Raw genomic sequence first — 13,669 nt, 5'->3', positions numbered from 1 at the left:
GGCTTCACCTGTATGCCGCTGTGCAGCTTTTTCAAGCACACGCTTCGCACAGTGGACCGCGGGTGCCAGTCGGCACCCGGCCTTCCCTGCGCCCTCGGCACTTTCGAGGGTGGCGGATGCAGCAAAGCTCGGGCGGAATCTGCCGCGAGGATGCGAGCCTGTGTCCGGTATAAGGACGATTTTGAGTTCGATGCAGGCGCCTCCTCTCCGTCATTGCGAGCGTAGCGAAGCAATCCAGACTCATTACGCGGAAAGACTCTGGATTGCTTCGTCGCAAGAGCTCCTCGCAATGACGATGGAGAGAGCGCAGGCCCTTTCAACTACTCTCCCAGCGTCGCCTCCACGAACCCGCGCGGATCCTCGCAAAACTCCCGCATCACCCGGTAATGATCGGTCTGCTCCACCGTAACAGGCTCAAGGCCGTACTTCCCGAGCCGCAGCAGCTGCGCATTCGGATAGGCCATCAGCAACGGCGCGTGGGTCGCCATGATCACCTGGCAACGACCGGAGAGATCCATGCGATGCAGGAGCTTGAGGAAGTCCATCTGCCGTGCCGGCGACAGCGCGGATTCCGGCTCGTCGAAGATGTAGATGCCCTGCTTCTGGCAGCGCTCCTCGAAGAAGACCAGAAAGCCCTCACCGTGGGAAAAGGAAAGATAGTCCGGCGCTTCCTGGACGCTCGCACCAAACACGCCTTCCATGGCGTGCGCAGCGTCCACCGCCGAGCGGTCCAGATAGCGCGCGATGGAAAAGAACGTCTCGGCACGAAAGAACCAGCCGTCGGTCACCTTCGGCACCCAGGCTGCCCGCAATGCAGAGGACAGTTCATCACCGCTGACCTCGATGCCGCCGCCGTCGATTTCCTGAAAACCCTTGCGGCCGCCGGTGCTGGCGAAGCCGGCCAGCCCCGCAATGCCCTCGAGAATGGTCGATTTGCCGGTCCCGTTCTCGCCGACGATGATCGTGACCGCGGCGTCGAAGCTCTGGTCGAACTCGTCCCTGAACACGGGAAGACAGAACGGATAAGCCTCCCAGTCCTCGACCCGCGTACGGTCGAGCCAGACGCGCCTGAGATAAGGCGCAGCCAACGTGGTCTGACGGCGTCGTGTCCGGCTCATTTCCCCCACCTACCTCAGCTGGAGCCGCTCGGAACATATCAGGAACACAATGCTCGCGAAAGCTGCATTTGAGAAACATGCAGAAATATGCCCGGCACGCGTTCCTCTGCTCGCACTTCGATATCTCAGGTTGTGGAGCAGAATCGCCCTTGAGGATGCGTTGCCGAGACAGTCTGCTGACATGAGGCCAGCACCCACCTCGCGCCCCCGCAATGATTGACGGAGGTCCGGGACCGCCAAGCCGCGAGGAATGCGCGATGATATCAACGTATTTCAGCTACAACTACATTTCGCGCCATCTCAAGCAGTCCCTGACGCGGGTCGAACAGCAACCCGACGTCTCGCGAGAGGCCGCCTATTACAAAGCCAATATCGGCAAGGTGAAGACGGTCGACGATCTCATGAAGGATTATCGCCTGTACCACTTTGCCATGAAGGCATACGGCCTGGAAGACATGGCCTATGCCAAGGCGTTCATGAGAAAGGTCCTGGAGAGCGACCTCTCCGACGCCAACAGCTTCGTCAACAAGCTGGTCGACAAGCGCTACCGGGAGTTTGCCGCGGCATTCTCGTTCAACGGCAGCGCAACGCCTGTTGCGCAATCGGCGGACCAGACCGACGAGATGATCGGCCTGTACACGGCGACCAAGAAGAGCCAGGTCGATGCACTTGCCGACGACACCAAATACTACAGCGCCCAAATCGGCAACATCACCAGTGCAGACCAGCTCCTGAACAACGACCGGCTTCGCAACTACGTCTATTCTGCATTCGGCATCGATCAAAGCAAGTGGCCGCGCGACACCATAAGCCAGGTCCTGCGCAGCGATCCATCCGATCCAAACAGCTACGTCAACACCACCTTCGCGTCTCAGTTGACCGGCCTGAACAGCCAGCTCGCGCAAGCCAAATCGGACGTGAGCGCCGCCAATGCAAGGATCGCCGACTACACGGCTCAACTCTCGCAACCAGGCGCTGACGTGACCCAGTTGAAGGTCCAGATCCTGGTCGAAAAATATCACCTGGAGTCGTACACGAAGAGCATTTCCAGCCTCAATGACCAGATAGGCACGATCGGCGAATTTGTAGATTTGGCCGGCGCATTCGAGTTTGCGCCTGACGGGTCGCTTCCGGCGGGCGTGCCTGCGCAGACTGCTGCAAACGTCGCGCTCACGAAACAGCGGTTCGACGACAGCAAGGCCGCCATCTATTCGGCGGCAAGCCCGCTGAACGAAGCTTTCGCTATCAGGCAGTTCAGAACGGCCATCCTCACCATCGATTCGATCCAGACGTTCGTATCGACACCGGCCGTGTATGATTTTGCTCTCGGCGCAGTCGGCCTCGATTCCAAGGAAGTCTCGCAGGACACCGTCAAATCCGTCCTCGAAAGCGATCTCAACGACCCCAAGAGCTTCGTGTATACCCTCAAGGACGATCGATATGTTCAGCTCGCGCGCGCCTTCAACTTCGATGCAAAGGGCAATCTGACCACGCCCCTGGTGGCCCAGGACCCGAGCGAGGTCCTCCAGATTGCGAAGGACTACGTCACCACGATGATCAGACAGACGAGCCCTCAGGAGCAAGCTGCGGTTCGGGCCCAAGCCGCGAAAGACGCGACATCTTATCGGGAAGCCATCGCAGACATCGAGAGCGTTTCCGATTTGCTCGCAAACAGGAAAATGGTCGATTTCATTCTCGTCGCCAAGGGTCTGGAGCCAGGGAAAGTCAGCACCGAATATCTCAAGAAGATATTCAATTCCGATCTGAGCAATCCAAAGAGCTTCGCGAACACGGAGAGCGATCCGCGCTTTGCTGACATCGCGGCGTCGTTCAATTTCGACAGCAAGGGCAACGTCGCGCGCCTGCCGACGATGGGGCCTCAGAAACGAGATCAATTTCGGGAAACCCAGGCAAACTATCTCCGGCAAAGCCTGGAACAGCAGCAAGGCGACATGAACCCCGGCGTGCGCCTAGCCCTCTATTTCCAGCGGAAGGCGGGGGAAATCACGTCCGCATACGACATCCTTGCCGACAAGGCGCTTTCGGAGGTGTTCAGGACCACGTTCAACCTGCCCGATTCGATGGCTGCGATGCCGATCGATCAGCAAGCCAAGTTCGTGGACCGCTTCATGAAGATCAAGGATCTGTCCGATCCCGCGAAGGTTGAAAAGCTGCTGGGCCGTTTCTCCGCCATGTATGACGTCAAGAACAGCCAGAGCACCGGTCAGGCTCAATCCCCCTTGCTCGACCTCTTCCAGGGATCGAGCTCAGGGATAAGCCAATCGACGTTCCTGGCCATTGCCAAGCTGCGCGCTCATTGAGCGCTCGCCGCGACTAGCCCAGCACCTCCAGCACCAGCTCCATCGTCATCAGAACGGGATTATCGCCACGGATCAGACGGCCCTCCGCAACGCCGCCAGTGTAGTCGATCAGCGCGACATCGAGCGCAGCTTCCAGCGCGCCGGACGTGCTGGGCGCGATTGTCCCTGCTGTGATCGCCAGCTCCGTCGCAAACGGCTCGGTCACGCCGCCATGGGTGAAGCGCGCGCCGATGGTCGAGCCGACGCCGCCATGAATCTTCGCGCGGGCAATGCCGTGCGCGCGGCAGAATTCTTCGAGGCAGCCAGCAAAATCCTGGTTCGGGCGCAGGCGGAGCGCGAAGGCGCGGCTCTTCGTCTGCGCGCCGGTGCGCGCGGCCGCGACCGGTCCGAACAGCTTGAAATTGGTCTCGGGATCGGGCTCGGCAGTGAATATCGCACCGTCGAGACCGAAGGCCTCGACCTCGAACGGCTCGGCAACAACGGTCTCGTCCGGCAGCATGTGGCCCCCGCTCGTCTTGCCGTCGGCCTCGGTCCACAGGCCGTGGCAATGAAAGAACGGCGCACCGTCGCGCGTGCCGAGCGTCATGCTGCCGAGCCTTGGGCGCGTCGCGCCGTCAGGCCTGAACGTGTCGCTGTAGAACGCCGCGTTCTCGTCGGTCTTCGACAGCGCCGGCATGACATAGGCGAACGGCCCCAGCGCGCCGCTGCGAAAGTTCAGCACGCCGCCGGCAAAGCCCTCCGCGGCAAAGCCGCGCCGCGCGGCCTCCAGCAGCGGCAGACCGGCTTCAAGCGTGAAGGAAAAGGCGCGCCCCCTCGCCTCCACCCATTGGATGCGTTCGGAAGGCGGCGGGCCCGGCTGCTTGATGCTCCGCATCCGGTGCGCTCAGCCCGTCTTCTTGTCGAGGTCGAGCAGCCCGCGCGCCTCGAGCTCGTCGCGCACCATGCGCTTCGGCACCTTGCCGTAGCCGGATTTCGGCAGCGCATCCCAGAAGAAGAAGCGCTTCGGCATCTTGTAGCGCGGCACTTTCGGCGACAGGAACGCCGCCATCTCCGCTTCGCTCACCGCCTTCGCGCCTTCGCGGGCGACGCAGACGGCAACGCCGACCTCGCCCCAGGTCGCGTCGGGCACGCCGAGCACGGCGACCTCGCCGATCCCAGGATGGGTCAGGATCTTCTCCTCGATCTCGCGCGGATAGATATTGGAGCCGCCGGAGATGTACATGTCGGAGGCACGTCCCGTGATGTACACAAAGCCCTCCTCGTCCATGTGGCCGAGGTCGCCGGTGCGGAACCAGCCGTTGCGGAACGCCTTCGCATTGGCTTCGGGGTTGTCGTAATAGCCGGCGAACACCGCAGGCCCGATCACGCAGATCTCGCCGCTCTGGTTGGCCTTGAGCTCGCGGCCCTCGTCGTCCTGAATCGAGACCTGCATGCCGGTGCGCTCGAAGCCGCAGCTGCCGATCTTGGCGTGCGGGCCGTCCTCCGGATCGTGCAACGCCGCCGGCAGCACGGTGATGTTGCCGGTGACTTCGCCAAGGCCAAAATACTGCACGATCACCTTGCCGAGCTTCTTCAGCGCCGCCTTCTGGTCCTCGCGATACATCGGCGCGCCCGCATAGATGACGTAGCGCAGCGAGGAATGGTCGTATTTGTCGGCGGCGGGATGCTCGACCATCATCTTCAGGATGGTGGGCACGGTGAAGAGATTGCTGACACGATGCGCCTCGATCAGGCGGAACGCCTCGTTGATGTCGAATTTCTCGGTCGGCAGCAGCACAGTGCGCGCGCCGCGCGCGGTCTGCATCAATTGGTGCACGCCGGCGCCGTGCGACAACGGCGCCACCACCAGCGAGGCATCCTGCTCGGTCGTCCCGGGCGTCAGATCGGCGAGGTGATTGGTGACGACGAAGCCCATCTGGCCGTGGGTCAGCACCGCCGCCTTGGAGCGTCCGGTGGTGCCGGAGGTGAAAAAGAACCAGCAGGGATCGTCGTGCTCGACCGCGACATTCGCGACGTTCGCGCCGGCCTGCGAGGCGATGGCATCGGCGACCGAGCGCTCGCCGAACGCGGCCTTGCCGTCGATGCTCCAGGTGAATTCGATTGCGCCGCCCTTCACGGCCGCGGCGTGCTCGGGGAAATCGACGTGACACAGAAACGCCTTTGCGCCGGAGGCTTGCGCGAGATAACTGACCTCATCCGGCATCAGACGGAAATTGGTGGGCACCCAGACCGCACCGAGCCGGAACGCGGCGAACATCGAAAAGAACATCTCGTCGCCATTCTTGGAATGGACGAGGATGCGGTCCCCCTTGGCAATGCCTCGCGCGGCGAGCGCCGTGGCCAGGGCCGAGACCTGCGCATCGATCTCGCGCCAGGTCCAGGATTTTTCACCCCAGACGAAACCAGGACGCGCACCATGCCGCCGCGCATTCTGGGTCAGCATATAGGCGAGATTCATGACGCGGCGGGACATGCGCAGGGGCTGCATCGGGCTTCCTCTTCGGCGACGGGCGGCACGCGAGCCGTCCGTTCATTGCAGCCCATTTATCGCCAACGCCGGCGGCCCTGCAAGGCCGGCTGCCGCGGACCTGCCCTACGGCTGCTTGAATGCAAATGGCGTCGCCGTGATGGTCCTGGTCTTCCAGCAGGCCTGCGCACCAAAGCCGCCGCAGAAGCTGCCATGCAGATCGAAGCGGATGGTGCGCGCGGCGCCGCGCTTTACCGGTGGGGCCATGACCTTGTAGCGGAGGACGTAGCCGTCGAACACCTCGCGCACGCTGCCGTCCGGCAGCGTCACCAGGATCTTCATGATGCAGCCACCGGTTCCGCAATAGGTCGTCTCGCGATCGCCGCATTTAGTGTCCTGGAAATCGACGATGTAGTCCTCGCGACCATCGCCGGTCAGGTCGATCTTGCGCACGGTGTTCGGCGCGAAGGTCACCGCGCCACCCTCCTGGCTCTCGCATTCCTCATTGGCGTAGCGCAGCGCCTTCTGCACACCTGGCGGATAGTCGGCCGGATTGAACGGCTTTGCGTCGTCGGCGCGCGCAGCCGAGGCGAACAGAGCGAGCATGAGGATGAGATAGCGCATGCGCGTTTGTCGCCAGCGGAGCAATTATCGTTCAGGGAATTTTAAACATGATCGGCGCAACGTTCATCGATTGTCGCGTACAGAGTGCCCCATCATGGTCAAAGCGCCCGCCCTCCTCCTGTTGTCGCTGGCGCTCGCCGGAGTGCCGCTTCTCCGCAAGCGCATCTTGCGTCCGATCCCGCCTTCAAGCCTGCGCGCTATGCCTGGGATGGCGCCGGCAAGGATCCCAATCGGCCGCTCGCCGCCTCACAGCCAACCCGGACTGCCGCCCGCTCCGAGCGCAACAGGGCGCAAGTCGAGGCGCAGGACGGCATCGATGCCGAACAGGACGCCAGGGTGAACCGATCCCTGGTCATCTGCCAGGGCTGCCTTCGCCCGCCGCCACAGGCCGAAGAGTCCAGGCTGGCCAAAGCGACCGATTGAACCGAACGGCTTCGGATCGGAAACCGCCGGCCGGACCGCGCGTTACGATCTCGTGCGCGGGGGCCGGCAGCTGCAAGGCAACGATATGAGCGACGTCATCAACAACAAGGACCATCACCGCTATGAGCTCGAGGTGGAGGGTCACCTTGCGACCGAGCACTACAGGCTCGACGGCGATGTCATCACCTTCGAGCATACCGACGTGCCGAAGGAGCTTGGCGGCAAGGGCATCGGCTCGAAGCTGGTGCAAGGCGCGCTCGACCAGGTCCGAGCGAACGGATTGAAGCTGATCCCGCAATGCCCGTTCGTGAAGGCATGGATCGACAAGCACCCGGACTATGCGGATCTCGTGACACGGTGAGTGCACAGGCCCGCCGCCAGTGGCTGGCGGGCCCGTCGTTGACTTACGGCCCTATTGTCCGTGCTTGAGCAAGTCCTGGTCGTTCATGTCCCAGTCCTGCCACAGCTGGAGAACGCCGAGCAGCACCACCACCGCACCAAGGCTCGTGTGATAGATGCGGAGGAAGCCCTCGCCTGAATAGCCGAGCGCGTATGGCGAGGCGATGAGCCACAGTCCGACCAGGATCGTCGTCACCTCTTGCCAGCGCTGCAAAGCGACGTATTCGAGCTGGCTGATGCCAAACACGACCAGGCCGATCGCAACCGTGTTCAGGATCGCCGTCTGGTGACCGGCGATCGCCTGATCCTGGATCGGAAACCACGGCGAGGCCACGATCACCGCACCCAGCAGCATCCCGCACCAGTCTTCCCACGTTCGATGAGTATTAAAGAAACCAGAGTCCGACATCGTACCCTCCCTGCAAAAGAGGCATACGTCTGCGGCTGGCGATCATGACACTCCGAATGTCTAGCGACCCTGCCGGCCGCATTCGGGCGTATGTCCTTTCCAGGACGTGGGAACCGAAGTGCGGCTTGCAAGAGCGGCATCAGGGATTTTTTTTGCGGGTCGCGGGACCGTGCTCGCGGCGCGCCAAGTCCATACTGCAATGCGGTGACGGCGGCGCGCATTTGCAGATATCTCCTCTGCGCCGATCTCCCTTGGTCTCATCTTGGCAAGGGCCGTGTCAGGCTCCTAGATCAGGAAGCAATCTGCAGCTTGGAAGGATCCCGCATGGCGGCTTCGGTACGCGACAACAAGGACAGGAGGCGCTTCGAGCTCGATGTCGGCAACGACATGGCCTTCGCCAATTACCGGCTGACGCCATCGGCCGTGATCATCACCCACACCGAAACGCCGCGCGCGCTGCGCGGGCGCGGCATCGGCTCCGAGCTGGTCAAGGGCGCGCTCGAGCTGATCCGGCGCGACGGCAAGAAGGTGATCGCCGGCTGCGGCTTCGTCGTCGACTATCTCGACCGGCATCCGGAGGATGCGGATCTGGTCGCCTGAACGCAAAAGGGCCCGCGCGATCGCGGGCCCTTACGGCACGACCGACGCCGGGTCAGTGCTTGATCTCAGGCGGCAGCTTGCCGCCATTGGCGGCAAGCTTGGACATCACCTGCTTGTGCAGCCAGACGTTCATGCTGGCGGAGTCGTTCATGTCCCCGCTATAGCCGAGCTCCTTGGCGAGGTCCTTGCGCGCGGCCAGGCTGGAATCGATGTCGAGTGCCTTCATGAGGTCGACGATCGAGGTACGCCATTCCAGCTTCTCGCCCTTGTGCGCGGCGACGGCCTTGTCGACGATGGCAGCGACGTCGACGGCCGCCATGGGCGCTGATGCCGGCGCCGATGCGCCCGGCGCGGTCCCAGCGGGGGCACTGCCCGGCGCTGCGCCACCGGCCGGCGCGGCGGAAGCCGGCTGGCTGCCGAAGATCGCGCTCATGATTTTCCCGAAAATGCTCATGTCTGCTTCCCCGAAAAGGATCCATTGGAAGGGCCTTGAGTGGCCCCTTATAGACGAAGTCACTGCGTTGCGCCCGCGGAGTTCTGCGAACCACCAGGCAGCATGAGCTTATCTGCGGCGAAATGACGACCGAATGACATCATCGAGGTTGCACTGCGGCATCGAATTTCACCCAGGCGTGAGGGACAGGACTCGGAATTGGGAGTAGCCTTTACATTCAACTCGCGATCCCGTCCGGAATTCGCGTCTGGTTGGAATCGCGAAACTCAGAGAAGAGCGGCCGCTTGCGCCGTTTGCCGGCGCCGAGTGCGGCTGCCCGGCAAGGGAGCTAGCGACCATGGCGACACTCTATCAGGGCAATGTACCCACGATGGCCCAGCCCGCGGATGCGGCTGGACCTGTGATCCGAACCATCCAACTGTCTGATCTGCACGAGGCGCTCCGGCGCGGCTGGGAGGATTTCAAGGCGGTTCCGAGCCACGCCATCATCCTTTGCGTCATCTATCCCGTGCTGGGCCTCGTGCTCGCCCGCGTGGTGATGGGCTATTCCATATTGCCGCTGCTGTTTCCGCTGGCCGCGGGCTTCGCCCTGATCGGCCCGTTCGCAGCCCTCGGCCTCTACGAACTCTCCAGCCGACGTGAACGCTACGAGGAGGCCAGCGCCTGGGATGCCATGGAGGTGCTGCGCTCGCCTTCGTTCGGTGCGATGCTCGGTCTCGGCACGTTGCTGCTCGCCCTGTTCGTCACCTGGGTGGCAACCGCACAAGCGATTTACGTCGCGGCGTTCGGCTACGAGGGCGTCACCGGATTCTCGGATTTCATCAGGCGCGTGCTGACGACGCAGCAAGGCTGGTGGCTGATCGTGGTGGGCTGCGGCACCGGCTTCCTGTTCGCGCTCGCCGCACTCTGTCTCAGTGCCGTGTCGTTCCCCTTGATGCTGGACCGCCATGCCGGTGCGTTCGAGGCGATGAGCACTTCGCTGCGCGTGGTCGCGAGAAACCCGGTGCCGATGGCGGCCTGGGGCCTGATCGTGGCGGTGCTGCTCGCGCTCGGCACGATCCCGGCCTTCCTCGGCCTTGCCGTTGTGGTCCCCCTGCTTGGGCACGCCACGTGGCACCTCTATCGCAAGGTGATCGTGTCGGATCCGGGCGCACGCCCTGTGCCGCCTCCGCCGCATCGGCCGCGCAAGCCGGCCGCCGACTTCCCGGCAAACCTCTTCCCGTGGCGGAATCGGACGGACGCCTGACAATCTCGTGACGTGCGGCCCTGCCCCGTTTCGGACAGGGCCGCACGCCTTGCTTTGGCCGCGGTTACAGCCGAGATTATGCTGCCGGTCAGATCAATTCACGGAAATCCATTTCATCTGATGACTCCGACGATTTCTCGTCTTGCTCTCGCAGCCTTCATCGTCTCCGCGTCCCTTCTCTCAGTCCGGCCAGCGCCCGCCGCGGTTGCCTGCGGCTCGGGCAATTTCGACGCCTGGCTGGCTGATTTCAAAACCGACGCTGCGGCGAAAGGCATCTCGCAGCAGGCCATCACCGCCGGGCTTGCCGGCGTCACGCTCGATCCGAGCGTGGTCAACCGCGACCGCTCGCAAAAGGTCTTCACCCAGACCTTCGAGGAGTTCTCCGGCCGCATGGTGCCGCCGCGCTTGGAGCGCGGCGCCAACAGGATGAAGCAATACGGCTCGGTGCTGTCGCGCATCGAGCAGGCCTATGGCGTGCCCGGCGAGGTCCTGGTCGCGATCTGGGGTCTGGAGACCGATTTCGGCGTCAACACGGGCAAGTTCGCAACGATCCGCTCGCTTGCAACGCTCGCTTACGATTGCCGTCGCTCCGAGCAGTTTCGCGCCGAGCTGCTGGATGCGCTGCGCATCGTCCAGCGCGGCGATCTTGCGCCTGCCGACATGAAAGGCGCCTGGGCCGGCGAGCTCGGCCAGACCCAGTTCATGCCGTCATCCTGGATGAAATATGCCGTCGACTTCGACGGCAACGGCAAGCGCGATCTGCTGCATAACGCGCCCGACGTGCTCGCCTCCACCGCCAATTATCTGGCCGGCTATGGCTGGCAGAAGGGCAAGGATTGGCAGCCGGGCAGTCCGAACTTTGAGGTGCTCAAGCAGTGGAACAAGAGCGAGGTCTACTCCAAGACCGTCGCCTATTTTGCCGCCCAGCTCGCACGCGCTCCCTGAAACAACACGCGACAAAATGCATGGGCCGATCGCGAGCGACCGGCCCTCGCTTGGGTGCGTTTACTTGCCCATGGTGGCGAGCATTGCCTTGTTCAGATGCGCGCCGCACGCACCCATCTTGCCGTTGAGCAGGGAGTCCTGAGCCGCAGCGATCTCCTTCTGCGCGACAAATTTGCTGTCACCGTCGGCCATGTTTTCGATCGCCGTCTCAGTTTTCTCCAGATTGGCCCCGCTGCAGCCGCCCATGGCGTGCTTGGCGGCCTGGGCCGGCGCGACGGCGAGTGCAACAGCGGCGACTGCGATAACCCCGAGTAACTTCGTCATGATGTTACTTTCCTTCTCTTGTTCTTGGGCCAGAACCGGCGACATTGCCGGAATCTGCGACATGACTTTCCTCCGGTTGCGGCAACTTGCCGCAATAAATTCCCCGCGAGATTTGCGTGATGCTGCGCGCCGCGCAGAGCCGCATGCGAAATTTCTGATTTTCATTACAACTTCGTAATGGAGGCCCTAACGCATCGCGTGTGTACACGGCACCAACTGCGCAACAGAGAGCCTCAGGATCAATGGCGATCCAATTTCGGCCTCTCGACACATGAATATAGATTCACTTTTTCTCCGAGCAGATCATGCGATTCGCGCATGCGAGACTTGGGCCCAGACGCTATCCCATCCTGTTGCGGATCACTGGAACGCGACATACTTCGACCCCCGTCGGCACCGCAAATCCAAACATAAGCCCGTGATTTCACGGACGTTTGCTGCGAAAACCGATCGCTGCCGCCCAGCTGTTGGGCGGGAGTGCCAAGAGGTTAATCGCTTCTTACCGGTGCTATGCGCTCTTCGCTTAGCTGCATCGCAACATCGGAACTTTCGCACTGCACCACTCTCACCTATATTCATTTCAACGATGAGGCTCGAAGCAAGAGCTGAATCGAACTACAGGAGACTACCAATGCTGCTCTCGCTCATCCGCATGATCCAGGCCTTCCGGGACTATCAGCGTAATGTTGCCGAGCTGTCCCAGCTCAGCGACCGCGAACTGGCCGACATCGGCCTCGATCGCTCGGACATCCCGCGCGTTGCCGCCGGTCAGTACCAGGGCTGATATCGTTCAGCCCTTCACCGGAACGGACCGATAGCGCCCGCCTCGTGCGGGCGTTGTCGTTTCTGATGGCAGAAAACTCGATCTCGGCGATTCCACTCTCCGCCGAAAAGCGCTACCTGTCCGCCCCATGACAGGACCCCAATCCAACATCGTGCACGTGATCGGTGCCGGCCTCGCCGGTTCCGAAGCCGCCTGGCAGGTTGCGAAGTCCGGCGTGCCCGTGGCGCTGCACGAGATGCGGCCGACCCGCATGACCGAGGCGCACCGCACCGACGGGCTCGCCGAGCTCGTCTGCTCCAACTCGTTTCGCTCGGATGACGCCGCCAACAACGCCGTCGGCTTGCTGCATGCGGAAATGCGGCGGCTCGACTCGCTGATCATGCGCGCCGCCGATGCCAACCAGGTGCCCGCCGGCGGCGCACTCGCAGTCGATCGCGACGGCTTCTCCGCTGCCGTCACCAAGGCGCTCAACGACCATCCCCTGATCGAGATCGCCCGTGGCGAGGTTTCAGGCCTGCCGCCGGCCGAGTGGAGCAATGTCATCGTTGCCACCGGCCCCCTCACCTCCGCGCCACTGGCTGATGCCATCCGCGAGCTCACGGATGAGAGCGCGCTAGCCTTCTTCGACGCGATCGCGCCGATCGTGCACCGCGAATCCATCGACATGTCGGTGGCCTGGTTCCAGTCGCGCTACGACAAGGTCGGCCCCGGCGGCAACGGCGCCGACTACATCAACTGCCCGATGACCAAGGAGCAGTATGACGGCTTCGTCGCCGCGCTCATCGCCGGCGAGAAGACCGAGTTCAAGGAGTGGGAGACCAACACGCCCTATTTCGACGGCTGCCTGCCGATCGAGGTGATGGCGGAGCGCGGCCCCGAGACGCTGCGCCACGGTCCGATGAAGCCGGTCGGCCTCACCAATCCGCACGATCCCACGACCAAGGCCTACGCAATCGTGCAGCTGCGCCAGGACAACAAGCTCGGCACGCTCTACAACATCGTCGGGTTCCAGACGAAGCTGAAATACGGCGAGCAACAACGCATCTTCCGCACCATTCCGGGGCTGGAGAACGCCGAATTCGCCCGCCTCGGCGGCCTGCATCGCAACACCTTCCTGAACTCGCCAAAGCTGCTCGACGGCCAGTTGCGCCTGCGTGCGCAGCCGCGGCTGCGTTTCGCCGGCCAGATGACCGGCTGCGAGGGCTATGTGGAATCCGCCAGCGTCGGCTTGATCGCCGGTCTCTACGCAGCCGCGGACGCACGTGGCGAGGCGCTTGTCAGCCCGCCGGGCACGACCGCGCTCGGGTCACTGCTCGGCCACATCACTGGCGGCCATATCGAGACCATCGAGCCGGGCACGCGCTCGTTCCAGCCGATGAACATCAATTTCGGCCTATTCCCGCCGCTCGCGACCGTGCCGACCAAGAAGCCCGACGGCACACGGCTGCGCGGCAACGAGAAGACGGTGGCCAAGAAGCAGGCGCTGAGCGCACGGGCGCTCGCCGATCTCGATCGCTGGATCGCCGATCACCTGCGCATTGCCGCCGCCGCGTGA

The 13,669-nt window shown here is 63.0% G+C and carries 14 protein-coding genes; 7 read left to right on the top strand and 7 right to left on the bottom strand.

What is annotated here, in order from left to right:
* Window positions 1-320: 320 nt before the first annotated feature.
* A complete protein-coding gene (locus tag ACNJYA_RS18835; RefSeq protein ID WP_439403371.1) occupies window positions 321-1,118 on the bottom strand; it encodes an AAA family ATPase in 798 nt (265 codons plus the stop codon).
* Window positions 1,119-1,375: 257 nt separating this feature from the next.
* On the opposite strand from ACNJYA_RS18835, the gene ACNJYA_RS18830 reads away from it, so the two are divergent.
* On the top strand, window positions 1,376-3,439 hold the full coding sequence (locus tag ACNJYA_RS18830; RefSeq protein WP_439403370.1) for a DUF1217 domain-containing protein: 2,064 nt from the start codon (window positions 1,376-1,378) through the stop codon (window positions 3,437-3,439).
* Window positions 3,440-3,452: 13 nt separating this feature from the next.
* On the opposite strand, the gene ACNJYA_RS18825 is transcribed toward ACNJYA_RS18830, so the two are convergent.
* The 3 genes from ACNJYA_RS18825 to ACNJYA_RS18815 form a co-directional block, all read right to left on the bottom strand.
* A complete protein-coding gene (locus tag ACNJYA_RS18825) occupies window positions 3,453-4,313 on the bottom strand; it encodes a PCC domain-containing protein (RefSeq protein ID WP_439403369.1) in 861 nt (286 codons plus the stop codon).
* A gap of 9 nt (window positions 4,314-4,322) precedes the next feature.
* Entirely contained in the window at window positions 4,323-5,927 is a 1,605-nt protein-coding gene (locus tag ACNJYA_RS18820; protein WP_439403368.1) for an acyl-CoA synthetase, read from the bottom strand.
* Between the two features lie 105 nt (window positions 5,928-6,032).
* Complete coding sequence (locus tag ACNJYA_RS18815) at window positions 6,033-6,530, bottom strand: hypothetical protein (protein ID WP_439367352.1); 498 nt, start codon at window positions 6,528-6,530, stop codon at window positions 6,033-6,035.
* Between the two features lie 508 nt (window positions 6,531-7,038).
* Here ACNJYA_RS18815 and ACNJYA_RS18810 point away from each other — a divergent pair.
* Window positions 7,039-7,314, top strand: a complete 276-nt coding sequence (locus ACNJYA_RS18810) for a GNAT family N-acetyltransferase (RefSeq protein ID WP_212257162.1) — start codon at window positions 7,039-7,041, stop codon at window positions 7,312-7,314.
* 51 nt (window positions 7,315-7,365) lie between these two features.
* On the opposite strand, the gene ACNJYA_RS18805 is transcribed toward ACNJYA_RS18810, so the two are convergent.
* A complete protein-coding gene (locus ACNJYA_RS18805) occupies window positions 7,366-7,761 on the bottom strand; it encodes an SPW repeat domain-containing protein (protein WP_172783692.1) in 396 nt (131 codons plus the stop codon).
* 324 nt (window positions 7,762-8,085) lie between these two features.
* Between ACNJYA_RS18805 and ACNJYA_RS18800 the strand changes: the two genes are divergently transcribed.
* Entirely contained in the window at window positions 8,086-8,361 is a 276-nt protein-coding gene (locus tag ACNJYA_RS18800; protein ID WP_172783691.1) for a GNAT family N-acetyltransferase, read from the top strand.
* A gap of 52 nt (window positions 8,362-8,413) precedes the next feature.
* Here the strand turns inward: ACNJYA_RS18800 and ACNJYA_RS18795 are convergent, their stop codons facing one another.
* Window positions 8,414-8,815 (bottom strand): DUF3597 domain-containing protein, encoded by a 402-nt coding sequence (locus ACNJYA_RS18795; protein WP_211401963.1) that lies wholly within the window; start codon window positions 8,813-8,815, stop codon window positions 8,414-8,416.
* Between the two features lie 337 nt (window positions 8,816-9,152).
* Here ACNJYA_RS18795 and ACNJYA_RS18790 point away from each other — a divergent pair, with 337 nt between their 5' ends.
* Together ACNJYA_RS18790 and ACNJYA_RS18785 are read left to right on the top strand one after the other, a co-directional pair.
* A complete protein-coding gene (locus ACNJYA_RS18790; RefSeq protein WP_212257163.1) occupies window positions 9,153-10,061 on the top strand; it encodes a DUF2189 domain-containing protein in 909 nt (302 codons plus the stop codon).
* 120 nt (window positions 10,062-10,181) lie between these two features.
* The gene (locus ACNJYA_RS18785; RefSeq protein ID WP_212257164.1) at window positions 10,182-11,006 is read left to right on the top strand and encodes a lytic murein transglycosylase; all 825 of its coding nucleotides are present in this window, start codon (window positions 10,182-10,184) and stop codon (window positions 11,004-11,006) included.
* 60 nt (window positions 11,007-11,066) lie between these two features.
* Here ACNJYA_RS18785 and ACNJYA_RS18780 read toward each other — a convergent pair whose 3' ends face one another.
* Window positions 11,067-11,393 carry a hypothetical protein gene (locus ACNJYA_RS18780; protein ID WP_172783687.1) on the bottom strand — a complete coding sequence of 109 codons (327 nt, stop codon included), beginning with the start codon at window positions 11,391-11,393 and terminating at the stop codon, window positions 11,067-11,069.
* A 568-nt stretch (window positions 11,394-11,961) separates the two neighbouring features.
* On the opposite strand from ACNJYA_RS18780, the gene ACNJYA_RS18775 reads away from it, so the two are divergent.
* Both ACNJYA_RS18775 and trmFO read left to right on the top strand, forming a co-directional pair.
* Entirely contained in the window at window positions 11,962-12,114 is a 153-nt protein-coding gene (locus ACNJYA_RS18775; protein ID WP_007590701.1) for a DUF1127 domain-containing protein, read from the top strand.
* Window positions 12,115-12,241: 127 nt separating this feature from the next.
* The gene (gene trmFO, locus ACNJYA_RS18770) at window positions 12,242-13,669 is read left to right on the top strand and encodes a methylenetetrahydrofolate--tRNA-(uracil(54)-C(5))-methyltransferase (FADH(2)-oxidizing) TrmFO (RefSeq protein ID WP_212257165.1); all 1,428 of its coding nucleotides are present in this window, start codon (window positions 12,242-12,244) and stop codon (window positions 13,667-13,669) included.

It is taken from the genome of Bradyrhizobium sp. BLXBL-01, from assembly GCF_051853025.1.
In the GTDB taxonomy this organism is placed as follows: domain Bacteria; phylum Pseudomonadota; class Alphaproteobacteria; order Rhizobiales; family Xanthobacteraceae; genus Bradyrhizobium.
This window is presented reverse-complemented; position numbering and strand designations above follow the sequence as displayed.

What these genes read in the sequence shown, in the direction of transcription:
- ACNJYA_RS18795 (WP_211401963.1), bottom strand. Translation starts at nt 8,815, where the DNA reads ATGAGCATTTTCGGGAAAATCATGAGCGCGATCTTCGGCAGCCAGCCG.
- ACNJYA_RS18800 (WP_172783691.1), top strand. Translation starts at nt 8,086, where the DNA reads ATGGCGGCTTCGGTACGCGACAACAAGGACAGGAGGCGCTTCGAGCTC.
- ACNJYA_RS18780 (WP_172783687.1), bottom strand. Translation starts at nt 11,393, where the DNA reads ATGTCGCAGATTCCGGCAATGTCGCCGGTTCTGGCCCAAGAACAAGAG.
- ACNJYA_RS18830 (WP_439403370.1), top strand. Translation starts at nt 1,376, where the DNA reads ATGATATCAACGTATTTCAGCTACAACTACATTTCGCGCCATCTCAAG.
- ACNJYA_RS18790 (WP_212257163.1), top strand. Translation starts at nt 9,153, where the DNA reads ATGGCGACACTCTATCAGGGCAATGTACCCACGATGGCCCAGCCCGCG.
- ACNJYA_RS18835 (WP_439403371.1), bottom strand. Translation starts at nt 1,118, where the DNA reads ATGAGCCGGACACGACGCCGTCAGACCACGTTGGCTGCGCCTTATCTC.
- ACNJYA_RS18820 (WP_439403368.1), bottom strand. Translation starts at nt 5,927, where the DNA reads ATGCAGCCCCTGCGCATGTCCCGCCGCGTCATGAATCTCGCCTATATG.
- ACNJYA_RS18785 (WP_212257164.1), top strand. Translation starts at nt 10,182, where the DNA reads ATGACTCCGACGATTTCTCGTCTTGCTCTCGCAGCCTTCATCGTCTCC.
- trmFO (WP_212257165.1), top strand. Translation starts at nt 12,242, where the DNA reads ATGACAGGACCCCAATCCAACATCGTGCACGTGATCGGTGCCGGCCTC.
- ACNJYA_RS18815 (WP_439367352.1), bottom strand. Translation starts at nt 6,530, where the DNA reads ATGCGCTATCTCATCCTCATGCTCGCTCTGTTCGCCTCGGCTGCGCGC.
- ACNJYA_RS18810 (WP_212257162.1), top strand. Translation starts at nt 7,039, where the DNA reads ATGAGCGACGTCATCAACAACAAGGACCATCACCGCTATGAGCTCGAG.
- ACNJYA_RS18775 (WP_007590701.1), top strand. Translation starts at nt 11,962, where the DNA reads ATGCTGCTCTCGCTCATCCGCATGATCCAGGCCTTCCGGGACTATCAG.
- ACNJYA_RS18825 (WP_439403369.1), bottom strand. Translation starts at nt 4,313, where the DNA reads ATGCGGAGCATCAAGCAGCCGGGCCCGCCGCCTTCCGAACGCATCCAA.
- ACNJYA_RS18805 (WP_172783692.1), bottom strand. Translation starts at nt 7,761, where the DNA reads ATGTCGGACTCTGGTTTCTTTAATACTCATCGAACGTGGGAAGACTGG.